The sequence below is a fragment of the Gordonia polyisoprenivorans NBRC 16320 = JCM 10675 genome (assembly GCF_000241325.1).
GTDB classification, from domain to species: Bacteria; Actinomycetota; Actinomycetes; order Mycobacteriales; family Mycobacteriaceae; genus Gordonia; species Gordonia polyisoprenivorans.
Genome location: NZ_BAEI01000007.1, coordinates 1 through 26,415, shown reverse-complemented (window position 1 = coordinate 26,415; position 26,415 = coordinate 1). Strand labels below are relative to the sequence as shown.

Annotated in this window: 26 protein-coding genes; 12 read left to right on the top strand and 14 right to left on the bottom strand. The window is 67.5% G+C overall.

The features are described 5' to 3' along the window. Positions 1–35: 35 nt before the first annotated feature. Positions 36–1,043 carry an acrylyl-CoA reductase family protein gene (locus GOPIP_RS02550; RefSeq protein WP_006367959.1) on the bottom strand — a complete coding sequence of 336 codons (1,008 nt, stop codon included), beginning with the start codon at positions 1,041–1,043 and terminating at the stop codon, positions 36–38. 137 nt (positions 1,044–1,180) lie between these two features. Between GOPIP_RS02550 and GOPIP_RS02545 the strand changes: the two genes are divergently transcribed. The 8 genes from GOPIP_RS02545 to GOPIP_RS02510 all read left to right on the top strand — a co-directional run bounded on the left by GOPIP_RS02545 (position 1,181) and on the right by GOPIP_RS02510 (position 6,268). Continuing rightward, entirely contained in the window at positions 1,181–1,642 is a 462-nt protein-coding gene (locus tag GOPIP_RS02545) for a cupin domain-containing protein (RefSeq protein ID WP_006367958.1), read from the top strand. A gap of 48 nt (positions 1,643–1,690) precedes the next feature. Next, entirely contained in the window at positions 1,691–2,527 is an 837-nt protein-coding gene (locus tag GOPIP_RS02540) for an SDR family NAD(P)-dependent oxidoreductase (RefSeq protein WP_006367957.1), read from the top strand. A gap of 39 nt (positions 2,528–2,566) precedes the next feature. Then, the gene (locus GOPIP_RS02535) at positions 2,567–2,998 is read left to right on the top strand and encodes a PPOX class F420-dependent oxidoreductase (RefSeq protein ID WP_006367956.1); all 432 of its coding nucleotides are present in this window, start codon (positions 2,567–2,569) and stop codon (positions 2,996–2,998) included. Positions 2,999–3,140: 142 nt separating this feature from the next. After that, positions 3,141–3,419: a hypothetical protein gene (locus GOPIP_RS02530; protein ID WP_006367955.1), complete on the top strand. Its 279-nt coding sequence runs from the start codon at positions 3,141–3,143 to the stop codon at positions 3,417–3,419. Beyond that, positions 3,416–4,387 carry an FAD:protein FMN transferase gene (locus tag GOPIP_RS02525; RefSeq protein ID WP_006367954.1) on the top strand — a complete coding sequence of 324 codons (972 nt, stop codon included), beginning with the start codon at positions 3,416–3,418 and terminating at the stop codon, positions 4,385–4,387. Before GOPIP_RS02530 ends, GOPIP_RS02525 begins: the two co-directional genes overlap by 4 nt. Then, entirely contained in the window at positions 4,387–4,962 is a 576-nt protein-coding gene (locus GOPIP_RS02520) for a ferric reductase-like transmembrane domain-containing protein (RefSeq protein ID WP_006367953.1), read from the top strand. The genes GOPIP_RS02525 and GOPIP_RS02520 overlap by 1 nt, the downstream gene beginning before the upstream one ends. After that, the gene (locus tag GOPIP_RS02515) at positions 4,959–6,041 is read left to right on the top strand and encodes an NADH-ubiquinone oxidoreductase-F iron-sulfur binding region domain-containing protein (RefSeq protein ID WP_006367952.1); all 1,083 of its coding nucleotides are present in this window, start codon (positions 4,959–4,961) and stop codon (positions 6,039–6,041) included. The genes GOPIP_RS02520 and GOPIP_RS02515 overlap by 4 nt, the downstream gene beginning before the upstream one ends. After that, positions 6,041–6,268 carry a ferredoxin gene (locus GOPIP_RS02510; RefSeq protein ID WP_006367951.1) on the top strand — a complete coding sequence of 76 codons (228 nt, stop codon included), beginning with the start codon at positions 6,041–6,043 and terminating at the stop codon, positions 6,266–6,268. The genes GOPIP_RS02515 and GOPIP_RS02510 overlap by 1 nt, the downstream gene beginning before the upstream one ends. Before the next feature lie 12 nt (positions 6,269–6,280). Here the strand turns inward: GOPIP_RS02510 and GOPIP_RS02505 are convergent, their stop codons facing one another. The 6 genes from GOPIP_RS02505 to GOPIP_RS02480 form a co-directional block, all read right to left on the bottom strand. Then, complete coding sequence (locus GOPIP_RS02505; protein ID WP_006367950.1) at positions 6,281–6,754, bottom strand: DUF2231 domain-containing protein; 474 nt, start codon at positions 6,752–6,754, stop codon at positions 6,281–6,283. A gap of 100 nt (positions 6,755–6,854) precedes the next feature. Continuing rightward, positions 6,855–7,892, bottom strand: a complete 1,038-nt coding sequence (locus GOPIP_RS02500) for an ABC-2 transporter permease (RefSeq protein WP_006367949.1) — start codon at positions 7,890–7,892, stop codon at positions 6,855–6,857. Positions 7,893–7,959: 67 nt separating this feature from the next. Then, the gene (locus GOPIP_RS02495; RefSeq protein WP_006367948.1) at positions 7,960–9,033 is read right to left on the bottom strand and encodes a pyridoxal phosphate-dependent aminotransferase; all 1,074 of its coding nucleotides are present in this window, start codon (positions 9,031–9,033) and stop codon (positions 7,960–7,962) included. After that, the gene (locus GOPIP_RS02490; protein ID WP_006367947.1) at positions 9,030–10,076 is read right to left on the bottom strand and encodes a 3-oxoacyl-ACP synthase III family protein; all 1,047 of its coding nucleotides are present in this window, start codon (positions 10,074–10,076) and stop codon (positions 9,030–9,032) included. Before GOPIP_RS02490 ends, GOPIP_RS02495 begins: the two co-directional genes overlap by 4 nt. Next, positions 10,073–10,738, bottom strand: coding sequence for a hypothetical protein (locus GOPIP_RS02485; protein WP_006367946.1), 666 nt, complete (start codon positions 10,736–10,738; stop codon positions 10,073–10,075). Before GOPIP_RS02485 ends, GOPIP_RS02490 begins: the two co-directional genes overlap by 4 nt. Next, complete coding sequence (locus GOPIP_RS02480; RefSeq protein ID WP_035726950.1) at positions 10,735–12,399, bottom strand: thiamine pyrophosphate-binding protein; 1,665 nt, start codon at positions 12,397–12,399, stop codon at positions 10,735–10,737. The genes GOPIP_RS02485 and GOPIP_RS02480 overlap by 4 nt, the downstream gene beginning before the upstream one ends. Before the next feature lie 153 nt (positions 12,400–12,552). Here GOPIP_RS02480 and GOPIP_RS02475 point away from each other — a divergent pair, with 153 nt between their 5' ends. After that, entirely contained in the window at positions 12,553–14,007 is a 1,455-nt protein-coding gene (locus GOPIP_RS02475) for a sensor histidine kinase (protein WP_244421102.1), read from the top strand. On the opposite strand, the gene GOPIP_RS02470 is transcribed toward GOPIP_RS02475, so the two are convergent. Together GOPIP_RS02470 and GOPIP_RS02465 are read right to left on the bottom strand one after the other, a co-directional pair. Beyond that, positions 13,986–14,657, bottom strand: coding sequence for a response regulator transcription factor (locus GOPIP_RS02470; RefSeq protein ID WP_006367943.1), 672 nt, complete (start codon positions 14,655–14,657; stop codon positions 13,986–13,988). The genes GOPIP_RS02475 and GOPIP_RS02470 overlap by 22 nt on opposite strands. Positions 14,658–14,750: 93 nt before the next feature. Continuing rightward, a complete protein-coding gene (locus GOPIP_RS02465) occupies positions 14,751–15,740 on the bottom strand; it encodes an iron-containing redox enzyme family protein (protein WP_035726947.1) in 990 nt (329 codons plus the stop codon). A gap of 62 nt (positions 15,741–15,802) precedes the next feature. On the opposite strand from GOPIP_RS02465, the gene GOPIP_RS02460 reads away from it, so the two are divergent. Beyond that, on the top strand, positions 15,803–16,039 hold the full coding sequence (locus GOPIP_RS02460; RefSeq protein WP_006367941.1) for a CDGSH iron-sulfur domain-containing protein: 237 nt from the start codon (positions 15,803–15,805) through the stop codon (positions 16,037–16,039). Positions 16,040–16,053: 14 nt separating this feature from the next. On the opposite strand, the gene GOPIP_RS02455 is transcribed toward GOPIP_RS02460, so the two are convergent. Both GOPIP_RS02455 and GOPIP_RS02450 read right to left on the bottom strand, forming a co-directional pair. Next, positions 16,054–20,415, bottom strand: coding sequence for a non-ribosomal peptide synthetase (locus GOPIP_RS02455; protein ID WP_006367940.1), 4,362 nt, complete (start codon positions 20,413–20,415; stop codon positions 16,054–16,056). Between the two features lie 138 nt (positions 20,416–20,553). After that, a complete protein-coding gene (locus GOPIP_RS02450; protein WP_020169894.1) occupies positions 20,554–21,645 on the bottom strand; it encodes an alpha/beta hydrolase in 1,092 nt (363 codons plus the stop codon). 158 nt (positions 21,646–21,803) lie between these two features. Here GOPIP_RS02450 and GOPIP_RS02445 point away from each other — a divergent pair, with 158 nt between their 5' ends. Beyond that, positions 21,804–22,949, top strand: a complete 1,146-nt coding sequence (locus GOPIP_RS02445) for an MFS transporter (protein WP_006367937.1) — start codon at positions 21,804–21,806, stop codon at positions 22,947–22,949. Positions 22,950–23,194: 245 nt separating this feature from the next. Next, positions 23,195–23,827, top strand: a complete 633-nt coding sequence (locus GOPIP_RS02440; RefSeq protein WP_035726944.1) for a phosphatase PAP2 family protein — start codon at positions 23,195–23,197, stop codon at positions 23,825–23,827. A gap of 94 nt (positions 23,828–23,921) precedes the next feature. Here the strand turns inward: GOPIP_RS02440 and GOPIP_RS02435 are convergent, their stop codons facing one another. From GOPIP_RS02435 to GOPIP_RS02425, 3 genes are all read right to left on the bottom strand, one after another. Then, positions 23,922–25,223: a cation:proton antiporter gene (locus GOPIP_RS02435; protein WP_210739844.1), complete on the bottom strand. Its 1,302-nt coding sequence runs from the start codon at positions 25,221–25,223 to the stop codon at positions 23,922–23,924. Between the two features lie 71 nt (positions 25,224–25,294). Continuing rightward, entirely contained in the window at positions 25,295–25,636 is a 342-nt protein-coding gene (locus GOPIP_RS02430) for a DUF1801 domain-containing protein (RefSeq protein ID WP_006367932.1), read from the bottom strand. 21 nt (positions 25,637–25,657) lie between these two features. Beyond that, a complete protein-coding gene (locus GOPIP_RS02425; RefSeq protein ID WP_006367930.1) occupies positions 25,658–26,395 on the bottom strand; it encodes a mycothiol-dependent nitroreductase Rv2466c family protein in 738 nt (245 codons plus the stop codon). Between the last annotated feature and the right edge of the window lie 20 nt (positions 26,396–26,415).

The following is a 26,415-nucleotide window of genomic DNA, read 5'->3' as shown; positions in this document are numbered from 1 at the left end:
CGGGCTTTCGCCGCCGGTGTCAGTCGCCGCCGGTGTCAGTCGTCGCCGAGGACCCGCACGACGGTGCGGCCGGTGAGCTTGCCGGCCTTGATCTGCTCGAGCGCCGCGGGCAGGTCGTCGAGACCGATCTCGCTGATGACGCGGTCGAGATGCGATGGGCGCAAATCGCTTTCGATGCGTGACCAGATCGACCGGCGCAGCTCCGCGCCGATGAGCACCGAGTCGATTCCGAGTAGTGCGACCCCGCGGAGGATGAACGGCATCACCGTGGTCGGCAGGTCCGCACCGCCGGTGAGGCCGCTCGCGGCGACCGCGCCACTGTGGTTCATGGTGCTCAGGACGTACGCCAGGGTCTTGCCGCCGACGCAGTCGACCGCACCTGCCCACACCGACTTGCCGAGCGGCCGGATCTTCGTCTCCTCGTCGACGAGCCGTCCGATGACCTCGGTGGCCCCGAGTTCGCGCAACAGGGGTGCGGCGTCGGGTTTGCCGCTCGACGCGGTGACGGTGAAGCCGGCCCCGGCGAGAAGATCGACGCTCACCGCGCCGACACCGCCGGAGGCGCCGGTGACGAGCACCGGTCCGTCGTCCGGGCGCACACCGTGATCGAGCAGCGCGGCGACGCTCATCGCCGCGGTGAAGCCCGCGGTCCCGATGGCGGCGGCCTCGCGGGTGCTCAGTGACCGCAGCGCAACCACCTGCGCGGCGGGTACGCGCGCATAGTCGGCGTAACCGCCGCTGGCCTCGGTGCCGATCGGTCCGCCGTGCGCGACGACCCGATCACCGGGGGCGAAATCGGGGTGATCGGAGGCCACGACCTCCCCGGCGACGTCGATCCCCGGGACGATCGGATACGTGCGGACCACCCCGCCGCGCGGGGTCACCGCGAGCGCGTCCTTGTAGTTGACGCCCGAGTAGTGCACGGCGATCGTCACCTCGCCGTCGGGAAGATCTTTCGCGGACAACGTGGTTCGGTCGAGGGAGATCTCCCCGTCGGCCTCGGTGGCCAGCAGGGCGGTGAAGTTCTCGGGCGTGCTCGGCATCGTGGTCCTCCGTTGGGCGGTGATGGTCGCTTCTCCAGCGATGGTAGGCACCGGTGCGTACGAGGACAGGGCCGGTGGTCGCGCATCGGCCCCGTCAATCGCTCCCGCTGCCGATTGTGTCCGGGTACGGTCCGTACATGAGGTCACTCACGCGCGTCCTGGTCGTCCTCGCCGCGTTCGCCACGCTCGGGGCGATGACGCCCGCAGCAGCGCACGCGACGCCGTCGACCGGGGTCACGGCGGTGACCCTGGCCGAAGGTGACATACCCGCCGGCCTGCTGCCGTTCGTGCCGCGCGGGGTACATGTGGCGGTCCGGGAGATCACCATCGCGCCCGGTGGCAGCACCGGCTGGCACTATCACGACGGAGAACTGATCGGTTTGGTGCGGGCCGGCACGCTCACCCACCCGGGCGCCGATTGCGCACCCGTCGTCTACCACACCGGCGACATCATCAAAGAGCCTGCAGGACAAGTGAATACTCACATCGGTCGAAACCTCGGTACCGAACCGGTGGTGCTCGACGTGCTCTACCTGATCCCCCTGGGCAAGCCCTTGTTCGAGGATGCGCCCGCACCGGCATGCGACGCTCCGCGCTGACCGCCTCCCGTATCCGGCATCCTCATCACCGAAAGTGATTGCCCCACCATGAGTCCGCGCACAACCATCGTGATCACCGGTGCCAGTGACGGCATCGGGGCGGTCACCGCCCGAACCCTCGCGGCACCCGAGGTCGACCTGATCCTCGTCGGACGCTCCGCCGACAAACTCGACGCCGTCACCGCCGACACCGGTGCGGTGGGATTCACCGCGGACTATGCGGAACTCGACGACGTCCGCCGGCTCGCCGAGAGGATCCGCGAGCACACCGACCACATCGACGTATTGCTCAACAACGCCGGCGGTACCTTCGATCCACGGCACCCCACGCCCGACGGGCACGAACCCAACTTCCAGATCAACCATCTCGCACCGTTTCTGCTCACCAACCTGCTCCGCGATCGGCTGGCGGCGCCGGGCGCCTGCCTGGTGGTCAACACCGCCAGCGTCGGCAACCTGGCGGGTCACGTCGATCTCTCCGATCTGGACCACCGACGCCGACGCCCCATCGGCCTGCGCTGTTACGGCACCGCGAAGCTGATGAACATCCTGTTCACCCGTGGCATCGCCCAACGCTGGAGTGACGACGGGATCGTCTCCGCCGCAGTACATCCCGGTCCCGCGGCGACGAGTTTCGGTCGTGACTCGGCGGTCGTCGGACTCCTGTATCGCACGCCGCTGCGCCACATCGGGACCATCACGCCCGACAAGGGTGCGCAACCGCTGATCGAGTTGGCCCGCCGCGGCCCCGACCCGGACATCAACGGGGTGTACTTTCATCGGCACAAAGCCAAGGGACCCGAGAACCGTCAGGCTCACGACCAGCAACTGATCGACGGGTTGTGGTCGGCGTCGGCACAATTGGTGGGGGTCGATCCCGGCTGACCGCTCCCACCATGACACCAACCACTCCGAGGAGATCAGATGTCCCGTCCACCGCTTCCCGAGTCCGCCCGCGAGCTGTTGGCCAAGGCCAACCCCGCGGTCATGGCGACCGTCCGATCCGACGGCGCACCCGTGTCGGCGGCCACGTGGTACCTCCTCGACGGCGACCATGTGCTGCTCAACATGGACGACGAACGCGTCCGATTGCGGCATCTGCGCAACGACCCGCGGGTCACGTTGACAGTCCTCGCGGAAGACAGCTGGTACACGCACGTGACGTTGATCGGCGAGGTCGTCGACTTCCGCGCCGATGACGGGTTCACCGACATCGACCGCATCTCCCGGCACTACGGTGGACAGCCGTACCCCGACCATGAGCGGCCCCGGACGACTGCGGTGATGGCCGTGCAGCGGTGGTACGGCTGGGGCGCCATGCAGGACAACGACCAGGCGTCGCCGACCGCCGACTGACCGTGGGACCGAGAGGCCGGGGAGGACAGCAAGCTGGAACGTCGCATTCAGCGACCCTTCAGCAACGCTTCGCACAATGAGTGGATGACCGCCGGTGACCTGTCGATCACGGTGAACGACCCGGCGGTGCCAGGAGTTGCCCGTGCCCACCCCACCACCCCTTGTCCATGCCCGCTGGATCACCGCCGGGGTGTGCGCCGGTGCAGTCGTCGCCACCGGCGCCATCGCCGGCGGACTGGCCTTGAGCGGCGATTCGCACGCCGCGACCACCTCGACCGTCACCACCGCCCCGACCGGCACCACCGCCCCGACCACGTCGTCGTCACCGGACACCGGTGACAACGACGGATCGGGGTGGACGCCGACCGCTCCCGCGCAGACCACCGAGAGCGCCCCGCACGCACACACGGGTGCGTCATGACCGCCACCACCGACGTCGGACCGCCGGTGTACGCGACATCGCTGCGCGCGATCGGCACCGACGTACGGGTGGTCGTGACCGAGCCGGCGGCCCTGCCGCAGGCACGCGAGTTCCTCGTCGTCGCGCTCGCAGAGCTCGACCTGGTCGCCTCGCGGTTTCGTCCCGAATCCGAACTGTCTCGCACCAACGGTCTGGCAGCGGCGGGGGCAGGCTGTGGGCGCGAACAGCTGACGGTGACCGTGTCACCCGAACTGGCCGAACTCCTCACCGTCGCGCAGCGCGTGGAGAACCTGACCGACGGCCTGGTGAGTCCCGCGACCGGTGCTGCCCTGGTGGCCGCTGGATATGACGTCGACCTCGACGTGGTGCGCGGTAGAGAGCCCACGACGGAACCCGTTCGCCCCCAGTCCATTCCGGCACCCCGCATCAGGCTCACCGGATGTCGACTCACCCTGCCGGCGGGCACGATGCTCGACCTCGGGTCCAGCGCCAAGGCCCATGCCGCGCAACGAAGTGCGAATCGGATCGCCGAGTACGTCGGTGTCGGCGTGCTGGTCGATCTCGGCGGCGACATCGGCTGTGCCGGAACACCTCCGCGCGACGGATGGCGGATCGGCGTGCGTGACTGGACCGGCCGCACCCGACAGACGGTGCGTGTCCATGCCAATCAGGCCTTCGCCACCTCGTCCACTCGCGTGCGGACCTGGCGGCGTGGCGCACGGATCGTGCACCACATCATCGATCCCCGCACCGGCACACCGGCGCGAACCCCGTGGGCGCAGGTCACATGTATGGCCGCGGACACCGTCCTCGCCAACGCTGCCTCGACGGCAGCGGTGATCGCCGCGGACGACGCACCGGAGTGGTTGACGCGCAGGAGAATACCGGCACTTCTCGTCGACCACGACGGTCACGAGTATCGGGTCGCCGGATGGCCGCCGGAGACCTCGACCGGTGAGGCGATCTGATGGACAGCACCTGGTTGTGGTACTTCTCGCGAGCCGCCGGGGTGATCACCCTGCTGATGTTCACCGGTGTGCTCGTACTCGGCGTACTCACCGCGGGCAATGGCATCCGGTCGGCGCGCACGACGACGGTCGTGACCGCGGTGCATCGTGCACTTGCGATGGCGGCCATCGTGTTCCTCGGGGTGCACGTGCTCACCGCGGTCCTCGACACCTATGTGCATGTCGGCTGGTGGGCCACGCTGGTGCCGCTGGCGTCGGGTTATCAGCGGATGGACGTGGCGTTCGGAACCGTTGCCGCCGACCTCGCACTCGCCGTGATCGTGAGTTCGGTTCTGCGGTACCGAATTCCCGAACGGTGGTGGCGCTCCATCCACTGGGCCACCTATGCGGTGGCGGTGTGCGCACTCACCCACGGACTCCTGATGGCGGCCTCCGATACCCCGGTGCTCACCGGGATCACCATCGGCGCCACGGTGCTCGCCGCGCTGGCCGTGGTGTGGCGCCTGTTGAAACCCGCGCTGACAGCGCACAGCCGACCGTCACGATCGGCGATTCCGATGCGGGAGTGGACATGACCGATCTCATCGACCTGGTGTCCCGCGCAGGGCTCGGCGGTCGCGGCGGCGCGGGTTTCCCGACAGCGGTCAAACTGCGTGCCGCACAGGAACGCAACGCCGTGGTGGTGATCAACGCCTGTGATGGGGAGCCGGAGGCGGCCAAGGACGGCGCGGTGATCGCGCGACATCTCGACGAGGTGCACGCGGCCGCGCACCGCATTGCCGCGGACAACACGTTGATCGCCGCTCACCGAGGATCGGATACACTCGCCCGGCTGCAGGCCGCCGGAGCGAGGTGGCTTGAGGTGCCCAATCGCTATGTGGCCTCCGAGGAATCGTCGTTGGCATCACTCGCCGCCGGTGGCCCCGCACAGCCCCTCATGCGATTCGCGCCGATCACCTCCGGCGCTCGCGACGCCGCCGGCCGTCCGATCGCCCCCACCGTGGTGCTCAACGCCGAAACGGTATGGCGTATCGAGCAGATTGCGCGTCGTGGACCGGAGTGGTTCCGGTCGTACGGTACCGACGACGAACCGGGGCCTCGGCTGGTCACCATCGGTGGCGCGGTCCGTCGCCCGGGTGTGTACGAGACGGCGGCCGGGGTGAGCCTCGCCCACCTACTCGATCTGGCGGGCGGGCCGACGGGGCCTTCGGAGTTCCTGTGGCTCAACGGAGTCGGCGGTGGTCTGATCCCGACTCAGGCGGCGCAGACGGTGCGATGGTCACGCGCAGGTCTGCGTCCGCACGGTCTGGGAGTCGGTCCGGCGATCGTCCATGCGGTTCCCGCCCACACGAACATCTGGGAGTTGGTGGCCGGTGTGGTGGCACGGGCGATCGGCGACTCCGCGGGACAGTGCGGTCCCTGCGTGTTCGGTCTACCCGCACTGGCCGAGGTCGTGCACCGGGTGATCGAAGGTCGCGGAACCGTCGCGGACCGCCGACTGCTCGCCCGGCGACTGTCGTTGCTGCACGGGCGCGGGGCATGCCGCCATCCCGACGGTGTGGCCGGGTTCGTCGAATCCGCGTTGCGAGTGGCCGGTCACCGTCTACCGGCGCCCGCCGCGTTCTCGACCACCACCGATGGCGAGGTCGCGTGATGTCGATCCGTGATCGTCTCGCCGGAGTCGCCGCACCAGATACCGATGCCCGGCTCGCCGTGGACCGGATCGCCTGCGAGGGGCGCGGGATCTGTTCGGAGCTGCTGGCGCCGGCCTTCACCTCGGACGAGTGGGGATACCCCGTCGTGCACGACGAGCACGTCGACGCCGACCTCGGTGCGACCGCGATCCGGCTGTGTCCGGTGCGGGCGTTGCGTTGGCGGTGAACCGCCTGGTGCTCAGTCCACCCACACCGACCGGGCGCCGGCGTCGCCCACCAGGACCACCATCACGAGCGTGCCGACGGCGACGACGACGGTCGCCGCCGCCAGGATGACCGTCGTCATCCGGATGACCCGAGCCGACGGCCGCCACGGCACACGGGCCAGGATGCGCTCGTCATGCGCCGCCCACCACAGCACGGTGAGCGCGAACAGTGTTGCCACCCAAGCGATCATCTGATCGCCGAGCTCGGCATGGCGGAGGAGATCGGGGTTGGCGGCGACACGTTTCTGCAAGGCTTCGCCCGCCGAGGTGGTCAGCGGGGTCACGACGACGGCGATCGTGACGACGAGTGGCGGCAGGATGCCGAGACGGCGGCGAGCGCTCGGCCAGACCGCGCTGGCGCCGGCGAGTAGTGCGGCGAGCGGAATCGCCACGACCGCGAGGTGAACGAACAGGGGATGAGCAGGGATGCCATTGATCGTGTCCATGGGCCAGAAGTGTTGCGCTCGTCCGCTGAAGAATCGCTGAAAAGCCGATACCCACAGCTGGTTTCGGCGATCCGGTGAATCCGCTCGGGGTGACCGGCCGTCAGGCCGCGGCGTCGGCGGACGCGGCGGTCACCACAGCAAGGGAGCGGCGTTGTTGGACCAGATAGACTGCGGTGCTCAACACGGTCCACGCCGTGAGCACCACGAAGGGTGCCGCGTGCTGGTGATGGGGAAAGTAGATGGCGGTGTGCAAGGCACTGACCGTCGAACCCGGCGGAAGCCACCCACCGATGCTCGCCAGGATGCGCGGCAGCAGCGGCCACGCCACCGAACCGCCCGACGACGGGTTGCCGAGCAGGATCATCACCGCCCAGGTCGGCAGGATCGCCCACCGGCCCATCAGCGAACTGAACATCGTGAAGATCATGCCGCACGTGAACATGGTGAACGCCACGATGAACCAGGCCTCGAAGAACGGCAGATCGAGCGTGGCCACCACCCGGTCGACGGTGAAGGTCACCAACAGCCCGCCCAGAAGAGAGTAGGCGCCCGTGAATCCGATGCGCTCCCAGGGTTTCAGCGCGGCCGCGTGTACACCGAGCTGGATGGCGCCGACGAATCCGACGACGACCGCCGCGATCGTCATGTAGAAGACCGTCAGACCATGCGGGTCGCCGTCCTGCAACGGATGCAGGTCCCGAACCGTGACCGTGTACCCGGCCCGCTGTGCGGCGGGCGGAAGGGTATCGGTGAGCAGTGATGCCACCGCCTGACCCGATGCACTCGAGATATCAAGGGTCATCAGCCGATTCGGCGTCGAGATCTCCACGATCGCGAACACCCGTTGCTCGGCCAGTTGCTCGGCGCCGCTCGCCCGGTCGGCCACAGAGGTGATGTCGAGCGAGCTGCCGATCGCGTCCTCGAGATCACTCTCGAGCATTCGTGACTGTGCGGTCGGAAGGCTGCCGACGATGGCGATCGGGATGGTCTCCGGCCGGGGATTGGCCGTCGCGTACGTGTAGGAACCGACGAACAGGGCTACCGCCACACTGCACAGCAGGGTGACCACGGTCGCCGGGAGGAAACGCGACCCGCGGAAACGACGCCACTTCTCGGCGGTCTGCTCCAGGATGCGCACCGTCCCAGCGTAGGGGAGCCGGTGGTCTTCGCGCGCGAGTCAGACCAACCGGGCACGCGCGTGCGTGTCACGCCGAGGCCGCCACCGTTTCCAGGGTTCGGATCACGCGCTCGGTGTCGTACCGATCGCCGATGGTGATCCGCAGACCGTGTGGCCGATACGGTGTGACCGAAATGCCGCACGCGCCGAGGATCTCGCCGAGAGCGACACCCTCGGCGCCGGGCAGGAACAAGAAGTTGGCCTGACTGGGTAACGCGTTGGCGCCTACGGCTCGTAGTCTGGTGGCGAGATATCTGCGTTCGATCCGCATCCGCCGCACCCGCTCCGACAACTCGTCGGACAAGTCCAGGGTCAGTGGAACCGCGAGTTCGGCGAGCGATCCGACGGCGAAAGGCACTTCGTGAGAACGTAATTCGTCGATCAACGGAATCGGTCCCACCCCATACCCGACGCGCAATCCGGCAAGGCCATGGGCCTTGCTGAAGGTCCGGACCGCGACGACACGTGAATGTGCCGCGAGCAGCTCTGCGAGATCCGGTGCGGTATCCGAGAATTCGAGATAGGCCTGATCGATGATCACGGTCACGTCGTCGGGTAGCGCGGTACAGAAGTCGAGTAATTCCGAGCAATCGAGTACCGCGCCGGTCGGATTGTGCGGTGAACACACTGCGACCGCGACGGTCTCGGGGCCGACCCGCTCGTACAGTTTCTGCAGATCGGGGCGACCGCGCACGTCGAGGGACACGCCGCGGAGCCGTAGCCCGAGGCTGCCGGCGAGAATCGGGTAGCCACCGAACGTGGGTATCGGCGTCAGCAATTCGGGTGACGATACGCCGCGTCGAGCACCATGTCGCACGGCGCAGTGCAGCGCGGCGGCGAGCACGCCGGTGGCACCCGGACCCACCGTCACCGCGTCGTCGTCGACGCCGAGATGTCCGGCGATGGTGCGGCGCGTGCGGTGCGGCAGGAACTCGGGATAGCGGTTGAGCGAGGGCACCGCATCGGTCAGGGCGCGCGCCAGGCTCGGCAGCGGCCCGTATGCGGATTCGTTGAGATCGAGCCGGACTCGTTGCGGTGCAGCAGATCTCTGTGATGAGATTTGAAGGGGTGGGTCGGGAGCCGGGCGCAGGTGACGGGTCATCGTCTGCCGGCCCAGCGGATGGCGGTGGCCGCAGCGAAGTCGCCGGCGTGGGCGAACGCCGACATCATCACCACGTCGCCGGGTCGGACACGTCCGTCGTCGATCGCGGTGTCGAGTGTGGTGGGAACACCGACCGCGAACAGGTTGCCGCACTCGTCGAAGGTGTCGGGGTGACGCTCGGCGGGGAGTTCGAGCGCTTCGCGCCAGTTGCGCAAGAAGATTCGATTGGGCTGATTGGTGATGAACCAATCCAGCGCCGACGGAGCGATACCGATCGCATCGGCCACCTCGATCGCCACCTCGGGGACCATGCGGTTGCCGCGCGCGAGCACCTTGGTGATGCGCGACTCGGTGAAGCCGATGTGGATTTGTCCGGGTCCGGCCTCCCAGTATTTGCGAGAAGGAGACGACACCGACGCCATGTCCGCCGAGTACTCACCGAAGGAGTGGGCGGCCGACCCGAGAATCGGCGACCCGTCGTCACCGAGGGTCAACAGTGCTGCGGCCGAACCATCGCCGGGGATGGCGGCCTGGGCTTTGCCCCGCACCTGCTCCTGGGTGAAGATCTGTGCCGCACTGTTCTGTGCGAGCGCGATCAACGCCGCTCCACCACCGCCGGCGCGAAGCAACGAACCGGCGATGTCGATCATGTGCATGAACGCCGCACACCCCGCGTTGTGGACGTCGAGGACGGTCCGGGGCCGCAATCCCAGCCGATGCGCCAACTCGCCACCACACCCCCGCACCGGGACCTCGGGCAGCTGACTGTGGGTGAGTACGATGCTCACCTCATCGAGGTACTCGGACCCGTGGCGATCGGTGAGAACGCCTGCCGCCGAGACCATCATGTCCGCCGACGTCTCACCGTCGGCGGCGTGATGGCGAAAAGCGGGTGCCGCGAACATCACGTTGCCCGCAAGGTCGTCGTCGGCGGCGTACCGGGCGAAATAGTCGGCCGGGACCCGGTTGTCGGGGAGATAGGCTGCGAGATCACGCAGGACCACCGGTGAGCGGGTCGGATCAAGTCTGGTCGAGGCGGTCATGACGTCATCCATTCCGGGGTGAGGGGCAGGTTGTTGTGGTGGCGGAACTCGGCGATCGCCGTGAGATTGTCGAGCTCGAGTTGGTGTCCGGCAGAGAACATCTCCCAGAAATCGCCGACCCATACCGGGCGATCGGGCGGCGCGGTGTCGGGGTAGGGATTCTCGTCGTAGAAGGGATGCCGGCAGTTGTTCCACAGCACCACCGAACCCGGACGATTCAACACCACCTGCGCATCGACGACCCGCATCAGGTAGATCATCCACAGGTGTTCGCCCTGATCCCATGCACAGTGGTAGTCGACGGTCATCGCATTCGGGTCGGAGATGGTGCGGGTGTAGATGTCGGTGTTGTCACCGAGCCGGTCCTGGGCGACCCACAGGCCGGGTTCGTCGGTTTCGGTGAATCCGCGCAGACTGTAGGTCCATTCCTCCAGCGAGCGGGTGTCGGAGAGCCAGGAGAACAGCTCGCGGGGCGGTGCGTCCACGTACCCCTGGATCGGGCAGAACTGCCCGAAGATCTTGTCGTGCGGGTACACCGAGCGCAGCATGTCGACGATGATCGGGGTCGCCACCGTGCGGGGGTGGCTCTCGACGCGGATGAGCCCGTCGATATCGGCGATGCGGTCCCCGAGGTCGGCGAGCGGGGCGGGCTGACTGGTCATGCGGAGTCCTCTCGGGGCAGGAAGGGAGCGAACGGTGGAACCTCATCGCTGTGGCATTCGACGACAAGACAATTGGGTCCGCGCTCGGCGAAGAGCGCCGCGCAGGCGGCGCTCGTGCCGGCCGCATCGTGGGGATGGCGGACCGTCACGCCGATATACAGCGCCGACACGGCGCCGGCGATATCCGACGTGCGAAATCGGTTGACACCGACCGTCTCCGGAAAGTACAGATTCTCCCGCGTCACACACATGCCGTGGGCGTTGTTGTTGAGGACGATCAGGGTGACCGGGGCGTCGTGCTCCACGGCGGTGTGAAACTCCATGCCGTGCATGAAGAACGCACCGTCGCCGGCGATCACCACGCTTCGCCGGGACGGATCGTCGATGGCGGCCCCGATCCCCGCCGCGATCGCGTATCCCATGCCGCCCATGCCGAGGGCGACGGTGAAGCGGCCGGAGCGGCGCGGCGTCAGATGGTGTAACGCAGCGGCTCCGGCGTTGCCTGCGTCGGCGAAGACGTGCGCATCGTGGGGTAGGTGTGCGTCGATCTCCGTCATGAGTGCCGGTAGGCCCGGCAGATGCGGATCGGGGGCCGGCGGTGTCGTCAGGTATTCGACAACCGCACGCGGCGGGCGACGCGGCGGGAGCCGACGCAGGGACGCGGACTCCGCGAGATGGATGAGCGCCGTGGCGATCGAGGTGACCGCGACGGTCTTGCTGGGATACCGAGGAGGCTGTTCGCCAACGTGATACAGCTCGATACCGTCGAGCAGGTCGTCGAGGCCACCACGATCGGTGACCGTCATCCGAGTGCCGAGCGCCAGACACACGTCGGCGTCGGCGAGGGCCTGCCGTGCCGACGGATGGCCCATCACCCCGGTGACCCCTGCGTGCGTGGTGAGGTCGGTGACGGCATCGGCGCCACCGGGAGCGGCGACGATCGTGGCACCGAGCATCGTCGCGATCGCGCTGACGGTCTCGCCCGCATGGGAGCGCGACACCTCGTCGCCGACCCACACACACGTGTGTGCGCCTGCGGTGACGCGCTCGGCGAGGAACGTGGCCAGGGTGTCGAGGGAAGCAGACGCCTGCTCCGCCGAATCGGCAGCTGTCCCGGTGGCGCCGGCCGCTCCGTCATACGGCTGCGTCTGAACGTCTTTCGGCACGATCAGGGCGGCGGGCAGGCCGCGGCGCAGCGCGGCGAACGACTGGGCGAGTGCGGACCCGAGGTCGGCCGCCGAGCGCACCACCGCACAGTATCCGGTGATGCCGCCGAGGACGGCGGTGAGATCGATGGTGTCGGGGGGATCGAGCATGTCCTGGAAGGCACCGCGCCCGGTCAGTGGTGTCGGGGGTGCACCGATCACCGCGAGTACCGGAACCCGGCTGTCGTAGGATTCCGCCAGCGCGGCAACCACATTCAGCGCGCCCCCGCCGGATGTGGTCACGACCATGCCCGGCCGCCCGGTCATCCGCGCCACCCCGTCGGCCATCGCGCCCGCCGCGAACTCGTGTTTGGCAACCACCATCGGCATGCCGATCACCGCTCCGGTGGCGTACACGTCCTCGATGTTGGCGCCGTGGACCCCGAACACCGCGCTGATTCCGTGCTCACGTGCGGCCTCGAGGATGCACTCGGCGACGGTACCTGCGGCAACCATCTCTGCACTCTTCGCCGGATCACCTGAAGAGCCGCTGAAAGCCGACACTGGTCGACGCCAGGGGCATCGAATAGACTGTGCGACCAGCGTTCCACGCGGACCGATGCCCTTACCAGCCGACTCGTGACCGCCGGACGCGGGACGGACCGAGCAGTGAAGAGAACTTTGTCGTCGCCCATCGCCCGATGGGGTGTGCGAGTGCAGTCGACGGTGATCGCGGCGATCGTGGTGGCCGTCGCTCTCGGGATCGGCGGCGCGGTGACGCTGTACATGTTGCACCGCGCGAACACCGACGCGATGTATCGATCCACCGCCCGGCAGGCCTACCAGATCGCCACCGCCATCACCCACGGCGGACCCGCCGCCGTTGACTCCGACGATCTCGCCCCCGGCGCCGGTGTGGATGTGATGCAGGTGCTCGATGAGCAGGGCGAGGTCGTGGTGGCCTCACCGGGGGCGCCGACCGGCGCGGTGACACTCGCCGGATACCAGTCGGCCGGGGCGGGCACCGTACCGGCCGACGACTCGCCGGTCTACGCCGACGACGTCTACATCCCCGGATTCCATGGCGAGTACTGCGCGACCGCGGTGACGGCCAGGTATGCCGGACAACGCTATTCGGTCATCGCGCTCGACCGCGCGAGCGGCATTCGCAGCAGTGAATGGACGATGGCCTCGATCATGGCCGTCGAACTGCCGATGGTCGTGATCCTCGGCGCCGGGGCGGTCTACCTCCTCGTCGGCCGGTCCCTGCGGCCGGTGTCACGAATCTCCCGGCGGGTCAATGAGATCAGTGCGAGCCGTCTCGGGCAACGCGTACCGGTACCCGAAGCGCACGACGAGATCCGAGCGCTGGCAGTGACGATGAACGGGATGCTGCGCCGACTGGAGTCCAGCCACGACGCACAACTGCGCTTCGTCGGTGATGCCTCCCACGAACTGCGCAGCCCACTGACCACCGTCGTCGGACTCCTCGACCTCGCCGACGATTCCCACACCGCGATCGACACGGAAACGGTTCGGGCCGTGCTGCTTCCCGAGGCACGACGAATGCAACACATCGTCGACGACCTGTTGCTGTTGGCCCGAGCCGACGAACGTGGGCTGCCGCTGCAGCGGATCGAGGTCGACCTCGACGACATCGTCGGCGCCGAGATCGCTCGGCTCAAATCGTCGAACACCGTTGTGGTGGAACCGCATCTGGCGCCTGTTCGAGTGGTCGGTGACCGGGAGATGATCGCGCGCGCCGTCCGCAACCTCACCGACAACGCCGCCCGGTACGCTCGCTCCCTGGTGACGTTGTCGTTGCGCGCCGACGGAGACGACGCGGTGATCACCGTCGGCGATGACGGTCCGGGTATCCCGGAAGCGCAGCGCGAGCGCATCTTCGACAGGTTCGCCCGAGTTGACGCCGACCGGCGTCAGGGATCCGGTGCCGGGCTCGGCCTGGCCATCGTGCGGGAGATCGTTCGTGCCCACGACGGCAGCGTCGTGGTGGCCGAGAGAACCGGTGGCGGTGTCGACTTCGTTGTGCGACTACCGATGCCGGCGGCCGAGAATCTCTCTTCGGCGGACCAAGGCCCTGCTCAGTCCTCCCGCAGCCGATAGCCGGCTCCGCGCACGGTTTCGATGGATGACACCCCGAACGGCTGGTCGATGCGCCGGCGGAGGTAGCCGATGTACACCTCGATGATGTTCTCGTCTCCGGTGTAGTTCTCATCCCAGACCGATTGCAGGATGGAATGTTTGGACACGACGGTGCCCTTGCGGCGCATCAGGTGTTCGAGTACCGAGTATTCCCGGGGTGTCAGCGTGATGACCTGCCCGGAGCGGGTGACCACCCGCTGGGCCGGGTCGAGACTGAGCGTTCCGGCGGTGAGCACGGCGGGGCGCTCCCGGCCGCCGCGCCGCACCACGGCCCGCAGATGCGCGTTGAGCACCACCACCGAGAAGGGTTTGACCAGGTAGTCGTCGGCGCCGAAATCGAGGGCCTCGGCCTGGTCGTATTCGCCGTCCTTGGCCGAGAGCATCACCACCGGTGTCCAGACCTCACGTCGCCGCAACTCGCGAACCACCTCGAACCCGTTGAGGCCGGGCAGGATGATGTCGAGCACGATCGCATCGAACTCCTCGGCGCTCGCCTGGGCCAGGGCGTCCACACCGTCGCCGCTGACCGTGACGTTCCACCCGGCGGTGGTGAGTACCCGGCGGACGGTCTCGGCCACATTCGCGTCGTCGTCGACGACCAGCACCCGCACGCAGCCTCCACTTGTGTGTTCCCGCGACCCCCGACCCATCCAACTCTACTATCGACCGCAGACGGGACCGGTGCGCGCGAAACCGCGGCCCGCTCAGGCGCCTGCGACACTCCACGACCGGAGCAGGTGGCGGCCGACGTCGGCGTCGAAGTGGATTGCCGCGCGGAAACCGGTGAGCACCTCCACCGATTGCGCGGGCTCGCTGCGCAACAACGGAATTGCCATGTCGTGGAGTGCTATCTGTTCGTGTACTGCGTCGGCTTCGACGTGCTCATCGAAGAAGTCGGTCGCCGCCGAACCGAGTCCCAGACGGCGCAAACCCTCGGCGTAGCGCTTGTTGGGCAACGACGAGGTGCACTCCAAGGCGAGGAGGTGCCCGACGATGGCACCCTTGAGCCGACGCCGCGAGGCGAACAACGTCAGGGAGTTGATCCAGGCCAGCGTGACCGCGGGGACGGCGTTGAGGTACGCCGCGTGATCGGTGTCGAGTCCCAGCGCCGCCATCGACCGGGCGAAGAGCGTGGAGTGCATGCGCTCGATCCGCCCGTCGCCGTACTCGTCGTTCTGGATCTCCACCAAACCGGCTTTGGCCTGTCCGGTCAGGCGGGGGATGGCGGTGGTGTGCGGGTCGGCTTCGCGCAGGTGATAGAGCGATCGGTGCCTCAAGAAGTCCCGGTACTGTTCGACGGTTCCGTGGCTGCGCAGATGCGCCGACAGCGGGGGTGCGTCCAGCTCGGACAGGTCCTGGCTGATCCTCGACGCGAGATCGTCTGCACTGCAATGCATCACCGGACCAACGCGCTCACGGATCGCCCACTCCAGCGCGTCGCCGAGGCGGTGACGCACGGCGGCCACATCAGGATGCTCATTCCACCTGTCGGACACACCGACGACGCCGCGCCCGTCGAGCTCGGCAAGTACGAACCAGGTGCGCTGCGCGTCGAGGTCGGCCAGCAGGTCTGTGCCCGTGGGCAGGTCGTCGAGAGCTGTGTCGATGGAGCGCATCCTCGAGCGCCGGGCGGGTGGGTCCCGGCGGAGCATCGCGGCGACGGTCTCACCCAGTGCGCCAACAGGTTCGAGCATCGGACAACCCGAGGCCGGTGCCGGGCCTGACATCAGCTGCCTCCGTCGCGCACAATGGATGAATGACCACCCCGGAGTCCGGTTCTCATCCCGTCGATCGCCGCAACCCGGCCAGTATCACGGTCACCCCGGCCGGACCGCTGGTGGTGCGCGGCGACGTGGAGATCGTTGATACCGAAGGTAATCCGATTCCACGACGGCGCGCGACCGTGGCGTTGTGTCGTTGTGGCCGTTCGGGAATCCAACCGTACTGCGACGGCAGTCACGCGATCGGCCGATCGCCGATCCGCGGCGAATGAGCCGGTGCTGCCGGTCACGACGCGCTCACCGCCTCCACGGTGGCCGCCAGGATGCGTTCGAGGCGCTCAGTTCCGAGTGTGTCGGCGGCGCCCGTCACCAGAACACGCAGGTCACCTGACGGCATGATCGTACCGTCGACCTGGAGTAGCCACCGGGTGTTCTTGGGTGGGAACACATGGATCCTTCCGATGCCGTCGAGATGTGGTGGCGAGAGGTCCCAACCGATCAGAACGGGGACGGGAAAGAGACGATCCGGGTCGACCGGGCGCCCGACGAGGGAGAGCACCTCTTCCATCGGGATCACGGCCGCATCGCGACACCGCCGGGTCTCTGCGGCGACGCGGTGCGGAGATCTGTCGGTGGTGAGTGGAATGATGGCCGTCACGACAAAATCGTCGACCACATCGGCATCGTCGAGGGTGCGTCGCGATATCGGGGTGGCGCTCAGCGTTCGGTGATCGCCGGTCACCTCGGCGAGTGCCGTGGCGACCGCCGCATGGAAGGCCTCGAAGGCGGTGACCGAATCCTGCGCTGCGCGACGGGTGAACGCAGCGGTCACTGCCGCCGGGATGGTCGCCGAGAACCGGGTCGCGGCTGCCACGGCCACATCGGTGGGTGTGATGCCACCCAGCGTCCAGACAGACCCTTCGGCGCCGGTCAGCAGATCACACCAGAAGCGCTCCTGCTCGTCGTCGAGAGCGTTCGCGTTGGTGAAAGTCGTTGTCGGCTGCGCTGGTCGAATCGTCGAAGGGGTACTCTGCGCGAAGTCGCCCGGGACGCCGAACACCCGCCGAGCCGCATCACCGGCGAGTAGGAGCAGCGACCTGCCATCGACGGCGATGTGATGGAGGACGGTAACCACGGCGACGATCCGCCCGGCCGGATCGGTCGCCGCGGTCACCGCGATCGGAGCCTGCGATCGTACGTCGAGTCGGGCGGTGGTGTCCTCCACGATGCGCTGTAAACCGTCGCGGTCCACGCCGTCGACGGCGGCCACTCGTAACACCCTGGTCGTGGGCCACGAGCGGTGCACGTGTCGAACCGGCCCTGTCGCTGTGTCGGGGTGGGTCGAGCGCAATGTGGGGTGTGCGGAGGTGAGTTCGGTGATCAGTCGCGATACGTCGGCCTCGGACCGCAGTGACGTCCCCTGGGGGACGACCCACGCGAATCGGATCAACTGAGCGCACGGGTCATCCGGATCGCGAACGACGCTGCGCTGGGCAGCGGTCAACGCGATCACGGAGTCGGCATCGGAGTTGGGCCGGGTCGGGCGGTCACCCGCGCATCGCGCGGAGAGGCGAGGTCGGGTGTCGGCTGCGAGGGCCGCCGAGGGATCGCTCATGCGGGTGGCCACATCGGCGAGCGTGTCGGCGAGGAGTAGATCATTGGCGGTGATCTCGGGATGCCCGGCCATTCTCAGCAGCGCCGCCGCGGTCATCACGGCGAGCGAATCGCCGCCCTGATCGAGGAAGGCGGCATCGGGATCCGCCGACTCGACCCCGAGTGCTTCGGAGACCGCGGAGATCAGAGCGGCCTCCCTGGCATCGAGTGCCGATCTGCCTCGACGAGTGGGTAGCGGAATGGCCGCCAACGCCGCGATGTCGAGTTTGTCGTTGGCGGTGTGCGGCAACTCGTCAATGTCGACGAACACCGAGGGCACCATGTACGCCGGCAACACTGCGCCGACCGCGCGTCGTAGCTCGGCGGGGTCGACCAAGGTTCCCTCGGCGGCAACGACATAGGTGACCAATGCGGGCCGCCCGGACGCCAGTGTTCGCAGTTGCGTGGCACACCGTGCAACAGTGTCGTGCCTGCCGAGCACCGCGTCGATCTCGCCGAGTTCGATGCGCAACCCGCGAAGCTTCACCTGACCATCGCGCCGACCCCGGAGACGAATCTCGCCGTCGGCGGTCCAACTGGCGATATCTCCTGTGCAGTACATGACGTCGTCGTCGGAGATGGTGCTCGGCCGAAACACGGTCGCGGTGAGGTCGGGTGCGTCGAGATAGCCGTTGGCCACCTGCGGCCCGGAACAATGCAGGATTCCCCATGCCCCCGGCGGCTGAGGGCGTCCGAGTCGATCGAGGACGGCCTCGGTCACCCCGGTCATCGGCGGGCCGACCGTCACCGCTGCTTGCCCACGCAGTCTCGCGGAAAAGTTGATGCTGCAGCGGGTTTCGGTGGGTCCATAGGCGTTTCGCAGGGGCACCAGAGTGCCCCACCGGTCGACGAGATGCGCTGGTACCGGCTCGCCGCCGAGAACCACCTGGTCGAGTTGATCGGCGATCGCCGGGTCCAGCGTGTCGAGTACCGATGGGGTGACGATGATGTGGGTGAGGTGGTACCGGCGTATCAATCGCGTCATCGCGTCCCCGCCCCGAATCCCCGTCGGGGCGACGACGAGGGCCGCGCCGGTCGCCGCCGCGGACAACACTTCGACCAGTCCGGTGTCGAAAGTGGGTGCCGAGGCGTGAAGCATCCGCGAGTCACGCTTCAGCGCATACGAATTCCTGATCTCGGCAACCAGCGCCGGGAGACCGCGGTGTGGCATGTCCACGCCCTTGGGTATCCCGGTCGAACCCGAGGTGAACAAAATGTAGGCACGGTCGTCGGGTCCGCGGTCGAGGCCGGGAAGTCTTTCGGGACAGCTCGATTCGGTGACGTCGGCCGTCTCGGCGACGGAGAGGTCGAGCCATCGGAGGTCTGCGGCGGGCGACCTCGACCCGTCACCGATGACGCCGGGAGCGCCGATGATCGCCGATACCCCTGCGCGCGTGATGATGTCGTTGGTTCTGGTGTCGGGGGAGAACGCATCGCCCACCGGCACCCACACGGCGCCGGCGCGGATCACCGACCAGAATGCGATCACCGAAGACGCCGAACGCTCGAGACACACCGCAACCCGATCGCCCGGTGCGACGCCGGCATCGAGGAGAAGTTGCGCTCCGCGGTCGGCCGCGGCACGCAGGTCCGACCAGCTCAGGACCCTCGGGTCGGCGTCGTGCTGTGGTTCGATCAGTGCCGGCGCGTTCGGATCGGACCGGCACACCTCGTCGAGAAGAGCTGCGGTGGGCGTGAATTCCGGCGCGGGTGGCCCCGATCGATGGCGAAACCTGGCCCATTCGTCGCCGATGAAGATCGCCTCCGGTGCCATCGGCGTCTGGGTGTCGAGTTCGTGGAGGAATGAGCCGAGAAACCCGTCGAAGCGAGCGGCCAGTGCAGATAGTCGCGTGGTGTCGAACGCCGCCGCCGGCGCCTCCCAGGTGAGCGCCCGCAAGCCGTCGGTGGCGTCGGGATGAAGCGTCATCGCCACGTCACTGACCGGGCCGGTCCGCATCACCTCCACCGTCCAGGAGAGCCCCGTCCCCGCCGGTGGTTCGAAAGCCGGCAGGATGTTCGCCACTGCGCCGAAGTCGGTGAGGTCCTCGCGGTGTCGCAGGATGTCCTCGCGGTGGTGCAATTGGTGACGCAGTGTCCGGACGACTGTGGTGGTCATGCGGTTGCGGGCGTCGGTTGCGGCGCAGTCGCCGATCCCCGGCAGAGTCAGTGGCACAACGGTCGACAACGGCGCCAGAGCGCGTCGCCGCACGAAGGTGGTGCGGGCGGCCACCGGCAATGAGAAGCCGACGTCGGGTGTGTCGAGCAACCGGGCGCACAGACACGCGAAGGCGGCCAGGATCTCCGGTGTCTCCGGCGACCGTGCGACGCCGAGCCGACGCGTGACCCGAACCACGTCGGAGGTGGGCCCGGTGGGAGTGGCGCACAGCAGACTGGGACTGTGGTGCTCGAGGGCCTTCTCGAAATACATGGCATCGGCGGTGAAACGTGGCGAGTTGCGGTACCGGTGATCGATTGCCATGAGCTCGTCGGTCGTCGGTACCGAAAGGTCGCCCGGTTGTGCAGATCCGGCGTACACCTCGCCGATGTGGCGCATGAGGCGTTGTGCACCGGCGCCATCGGTCAGGACGTGGTGCACACGAAGGATCCAGCGGTGCCGATCGGATGCCAGGATGTGTAGCCGACTGGCCCACAACGGCGAGCTGAGGTCACGGGCATCGGCGCAATCAATGAAGTGCTCGGCTCGTCTGCGGCTCTCGTCATCGGGGTGCGAGTGATCCCGGAGATCCTCGACCACCATCGACGGCACAGGTGTTTCGGCCTGCCGCAGGGGATCGATGCACGACGGATCGGCGGGTGACAGATGCGCCGGGATGTGGACGCCGGCCCAGCCGATGTGGGCGAGAACGGAGTCGACCGAAGAGCGCAGACGGGGTAGGTCGAGCGGTCCGTCGAGGTCGATGCCGAATGCGATGACGTGAGAGGTGTGCGGTCGCAACAACTGTGCGAGCCACAGAGCCCGCCGGGTAATGGTCATTGCCCGCATGCTCTTTCGCGAGCCGCTTTCGCTGATTCGTACAGATGCCCTCCCAGTATTCGCACAGCGTCGTCGACAGCCTACGGCCGGTGAGTTGAAAGAGACCTGAAAATGCAGGACGGGGGCGGGTCCGAGTGGTCAGATGCCCAGTGCGCGAGCGAACACGGGCCAGGATTGGTGCAGTTGATCCTGCCAGTAGCCCCAGGAATGCGTGCCCGTGCCGGGAAAACGGACGTGCGCGGCGATCTTGAGTTCACCGAGTCGGCGGACAAGTGTTGCGGTGCATGCGCGTGAGGCGGCCTCGTCGATTCCGCCGATCGCTATCTGGTCGGCCAAGGCGCCGACGTTGCCCGCGATCCGGCGGTCGTTCGGTGTGTCATGGGGTCCGGGCAGTCCCGATGCGGCGCTGATCCACAGCGCAGGCGTGCCTCGGGCCAGCTTGTAGGCGTTGATCACTGGGTCCTGCGCGGCCCATTCCGGGTCCCCAGGGGGTCCGTACATGTTGGACGCATCGGCGCCTCCGGGCAGGAGGGCGACGGAACGTGCGATCGCGTTGCCGGCCGGCGACGCGGTGTCGGCGCAGCCCGAATACGAACCGACCGCCCGATACAGTCCGGGGTGATTCTCGGCGAGTCGAATGACCGCGGTGCCCGACATAGAGATGCCCGCGATCGCACGGGCGCGGGCGGCTCCGGTCCGACCTCCGTGTCTGGTTTCGAATATCCTCGGCAGCTCGGAGGTCAGGAAGGTCTCCCACCTCAGCGGGCGACTACTTGTCACACCGAATCGAAAATTCGCGGCGCCATCGACGTGTCGCCAGTCGGCGTAGTAGCTCGCCGCCCCGCCTATCGGCGTCACCGTCCAGACGTTCTTGCCCGCGAAGAAGGCGTTCGCGTCGGTGGCATGCGTCCAGTCGTCGCCTTGCTCGCCCCCGGTCGAACCGTTGAGCAGGTAGAGCACTGGTGCCGCGGGGTCTCCGTCGGCTGGGGACTGCACCAGTAGCGGAATCTGGGTGGCCATGGACCCCGACCACACCGACACCACAGAGTTTCTCGGTGACGTGGCCGTTTCGCGGAACGGTTGGCCTGCCGTGGCCCGCGCATACCGCACACCGGTGAGCGTGTCGGCCGTCGCACCGCCTGCGGCGGCCGTCAATGCGCAGGCGCCCAGAGCGCAGATCATGACGACGGCCGTGGCCATGAGGGCGGATTTGAGGGCAGCGTAAGACATTACGGGCTCCATTACGGTCGGCGACTGAGCCGGAGGAGGCGACCGAGGTGGACCGGTCACCGGGCTGGTGGACGGAGTCCGGCTGCCGCGAGTTCTGCCATAGTAAGCACACGTGTCGGTCGACGGTGTCGACCGGACCCAACTTGGTGGGAGAAGCGATGGCGCGGCGCTGGAGGGCAGACCTGCTCGTCGCCGTCTCGATCCTGGCCTGTGTCCAATTCGTGATCGTCGTCGACGAGACCACGGTGGGGCTGGTGGCTCCGGTGATCGCACGCGATCTCTCCCTGGGGTCCTCGGCCCGTCATGTTCTCATCACACCGTTCGCCTGCGCGTTCGTGTGTGGACTTCCGGTGGCCGGACTCCTGCTCCGCCGGGTGGCCCCGGTGCGGACACTCGCGCCGACCGTGGTGTCCTTCGCCGTGAGTGCGGTGGTCGGCGGATGTGCGGTGACGACCGCGCAACTCGTCGTGACTCGTGCAGCGCAGGGGTTCTCGGCCGCGATGGTGACCACCGGGGTGCTGGCCGCGCTGCACACGGCAACCCGCGCCGACCCTCGCCGCATGCGCGCCTTCGCCGGGTTCTCTCTGTTGTCGGGCTCGGGGGCTCTGGCAGCCCTGCTCGTGGTGGGACCGATCGCGGATGTGTCGTGGCGCTGGTGTTTCTGGGGGATCGGTGCCGCCGCGGCCGTTTGTGCTCTGTGGTGGAAGCTTTGTGCCCGCGCCAGGTCCGCACAACCGGGCGGTGTCGGCGATGTGGTGCCGTGGGTGGGTATCGATCCGACAACGACGGCGGCGATGGGAGCTGTCGTGGCCACCAACGCGCTGCTCACGGCTGCGGTGATCACCGCGAGTTTCACGCTGCAGGCCGATCGGGGATGGTCTGCGGCGATGACAGGTGTGGGCTTGCTGCCGCTCAACGCCGCCGCCGCGATCGGCACCTTGATGGTGGCGAGATCGTCTGATCGTGCCGGCGGCGCAGTGCCCGCCATCGGGGCGACGGCACTGGCCATCGGCGGGGCGGCGATCACCTGGTGGGCCGGCGTCCTCGGTTCGACTCAATGGCTCTTGCTCGCAACCATTCCGCTTGGTCTCGGCGTCGGCGTGGTCTTCCCGCTGATGAATTCACGAAGCATGGATACAGCCGGGGCATTGTCGATGGGCCGTGCGGCACAACTCGGCGCGGCTGCGCAGGTCGGCGTTGCGGTGGGAGCCCTGGTGGCATCAGCCCATTGGTCGTTCGGACCGGCCGGATTGGCATCGATCGCTGCCGTCGCCGTCATCGTCGATGGCGTTCTGCGACGGTAGTGTTGTCTGCCGACGAGCCGCAGTCGGCGCCGCCCACCGGTCACGTGATCCCGGTGGCTTGCTGCGCAACAACTTTCGGATGCGGCCGGCCACGACGTGGGGTTGTCGGACGGGAGGTTGTCGATCGCCTTTCAGCGATTCCTCAGCGATAGCCAGGCACGGTGGCGGCATGAGTGGTCGCGTGCGGATGATGGTGGCTCTGGGCCTGATGGTCCTGGTAGTGGGCCTGGGGGGTATCGATCGCCGTGCAGCATTATCCTGCCGCCGGCGTCGACAGCTCGACACTGCGATGGGTACTCGATCACCGGACGTCATGGGCGACGCGCTCGGCGTCGGCGTTGAGCACCGTATTCGCACCGATCTGGGTGGCGATCGCCACGGTGATCAGTGCCTTCGGTCTGATCCGCCGAGACCGGTGCCTGGAGCGTGGAGCTCGCATTCTCGGGGCGGTGATGCTCGCCGGTGCGGTGGCCGAGGCGCTGAAGCTCGGCGTGGATCGGCTGCGGCCGTCGGCGATTTATCAGGTGGGGGCGCCCGAGCTGACGATGTCGTTTCCGTCGGGCCACGTCACGGGCATTTGCGCGTTGGTCTTTGCGGCTGCGGTGGCCGCGACTGCGGCCGGTGGCGCGCGGATTGCGGCAATCGCTGCGGCCACGCTTGTGACCGCTGCCGTCGGCGCGTCACGCCTCTATCTGGGTGCGCATTGGCGCACCGATGTCCTGGCCTCGGTCGGTGTCGCCCTGGCGTCGGTCCTCGCGGCGCCGATGGTGGTTGACCCGGTCATCGAATGGATGCGCCCGCATCTGCCTGTGCGGCTACAGCCGATGGTGGACGCCGGTGAGGGCACGCAGGTGGCAGAACACGCGTCGACTTGCTGAGATTGCCGCATCCTGTCCGCCTACCCCCCGAACGACATCGGTATACCGGCCCGTTTTACGCACTGCGAACGACTCCACGAGACTCACTCGGCACTCACGCACTCCGCAGCGCCTCACGGACGTGTTCTTCTTCGGTGCTGGTGATCCGGGACATCGCGTATTTGAGCATCGGCGGTGCCATCACGGACGTGACGATGGCGATCAGCACGATCACCGTGTAGACGCTGGCCGAGAACACCCCGATGCGCAATCCGGTCATCGCGATGACGATCTCCACGGCACCTCGGGTGTTCAGTCCCGATCCCAATGCCACCGATTCCCAACGGGTTTGCCGCGCCAGACGCGCGCCGATGTAGGCACCGGCGAATTTGGACGTGACGGCGAGTACCAGCAGTACCGCCGCGGTGAGAGCGACCGTTGGGTCGCCCAGCAGGCGCAGGTCCACCCGCAGACCTGCGGTCGCCAGGAAGATCGGCGCGAGCACCGTCATCGTGACCAGACGCAGCGGCTCGATGAGGGCGGGTCGGCGCGGACCGATCACCACGCCGGCGAGGAAGGCACCCAGGATCGCCTCGAGGTTCAGTGCCTGGGTGACGGCAGCACATGCGATGACGAGGGTCGCGCAGACCGGGACGAGGTATCCCGTTGCCGCCTCGGTGTTCTCGAGCTTGTCCAGCAGCGGCCGGATGAGCGGTTTGAGGACGAACACCGCAACCCCGATCGCGCCGACTGTTGCGATGAGCGCCGCCGCGACGTTGCCGCTGCGCAACCCGACGGTCGCCATCGATGACGTCACCGACAGCAGGACCCAGGCGACGGCGTCGTTGGTGCTGCCGACGGCGAGGATCAACTGGCCGATGTTGCGGTGCAACAACCCCATCTCGGTGAGGATCTTCGCTATGACCGGGATGGCGCTGACCGACAGTGCGGTCCCGAGCAGCAACGCCAGCACCGTGGGGGAGACGTCGTCGGCGCGCATGCTCGCGGGGATGAGGAATCCGGCCCCGATGCCCGCGGCGAGTGGAACGACGAACGCGAACACCCCGACCGAGGTCACCACGCTGGTGCGGCGCCGCACGAATGCGAGGTCGAGTTCGGCGCCGGCCAATCCGACGAGCAGGATGACTCCGAGTTGACCGATGGCGTCGATCAGGTTCAACCGGGCGGCATCGGTCGGAAAGAGGGTGTGCTGCAGCCATGGCCACGCCTGCCCGAGGATGGACGGACCCAGAATGACGCCGGCGAGGATCTCGCCGACCACCGCGGGCAGGCCGATTCGCCGGGCGAGCCAGCCCAACGCAATTGCCGAGGCCAGCAGCACGGTGAGCGCGAGCAGCATCGTCATCAATGCGCCGGCACCGATGAACGGCACCGGGGTCGCTGCGGCCTCGATCATGACCACCCTTCCCTCAGATTAGCTAAGGCTACCCTGCATGGGAAGGTCTGATGAACACGGGTGGGGACGATCTACTTCCGGTTGAACGCCACCGCCGCGCGGATCAGCTCGACAAACGCATCGGCATCGAGTTGATCGTTCTTCTTGAGGTCGACGGCCCGTCGGGTGCCGGCGGTCAGGCTTGCGTTGAAGACCTGTCCCGGGTCGGGCAGTGAAGCCCCCTGCGCAAAGGTGACCTTGATCTTGTCCTTGTAGGTCTCCAGGGTGCAGACCAGTCCGTCGAGCGAAAACGTTGGTACGCCATCGGGATTGGACGGTTTGCGCCACTTGATCTCTTCGGTGATGTCGGGGTCGGCCTGCAGGATCAGGGTGCGCACCTCATCGGCGCGGGCTGCTCGCCAGTCGGTCGTCATGAGCAAACAGTAACCAGGCCGTCAATGCTTGGTCCGCCGAGACCCGCCGTGCCAGTCTTCTTGGTCGCCGACGGCGTCGACGTCGACACCGAAACTCCTGAGCTGTGGCTTTTCTCGGAGGCTGCGCTTGAGCTCGGCGAAGCCCGGGAATCGCGCGAGACCGACCACGTGATCCCACAACTCGAGGGCGTCGGCGTCGTCGGGTAGGCGGCTGATGACCGGTCCGAAAAAGGCGACGCCCGTGGGTGGTTCGACATGGATGATCGGGGTGCCGACGTCGCGGCCGGTCAGTGCGAGGGCCTCGTCGGTCTCGGCTTCGATCTCGGCGTCGAGTGAGGTGTCGTCGAGGGCCTCGACATGGTGTACGGGAAGCCCGAGTTCGGTCAGGACGGGCCGGAGGAACTCCTCGGTGCCCCGGACATCACGACCGTCGACGAGGTAGGTGCCGGTGTGTTCGTCGAAGATCCGCCTGCCGAACGCCTGATACAGCGGGTTCATCAGCTCGCGCCCGTGCTCCCGTCGGACACTCGCGCACACTCGGAGCAGCCGCAGCCCCGCGGTGTGCCCGGCCTCGTACTCCGGCGGGAAGTGGGCCGCATAGTCGATGTGCGCGTTGAGTTGGCGTAGAGAGATGAACCGCCAGTCGACCGAATAGTTCCGTTGCGCTTGCACTTGACGCACCCAGTTGCTGGTCATCCAGGCAAACGGGCACACCGGGTCGAAATAGAAGTGGAGGTCGTCGTCGGCCATGAACCCCATTGTCCACGACGTGCAATGTA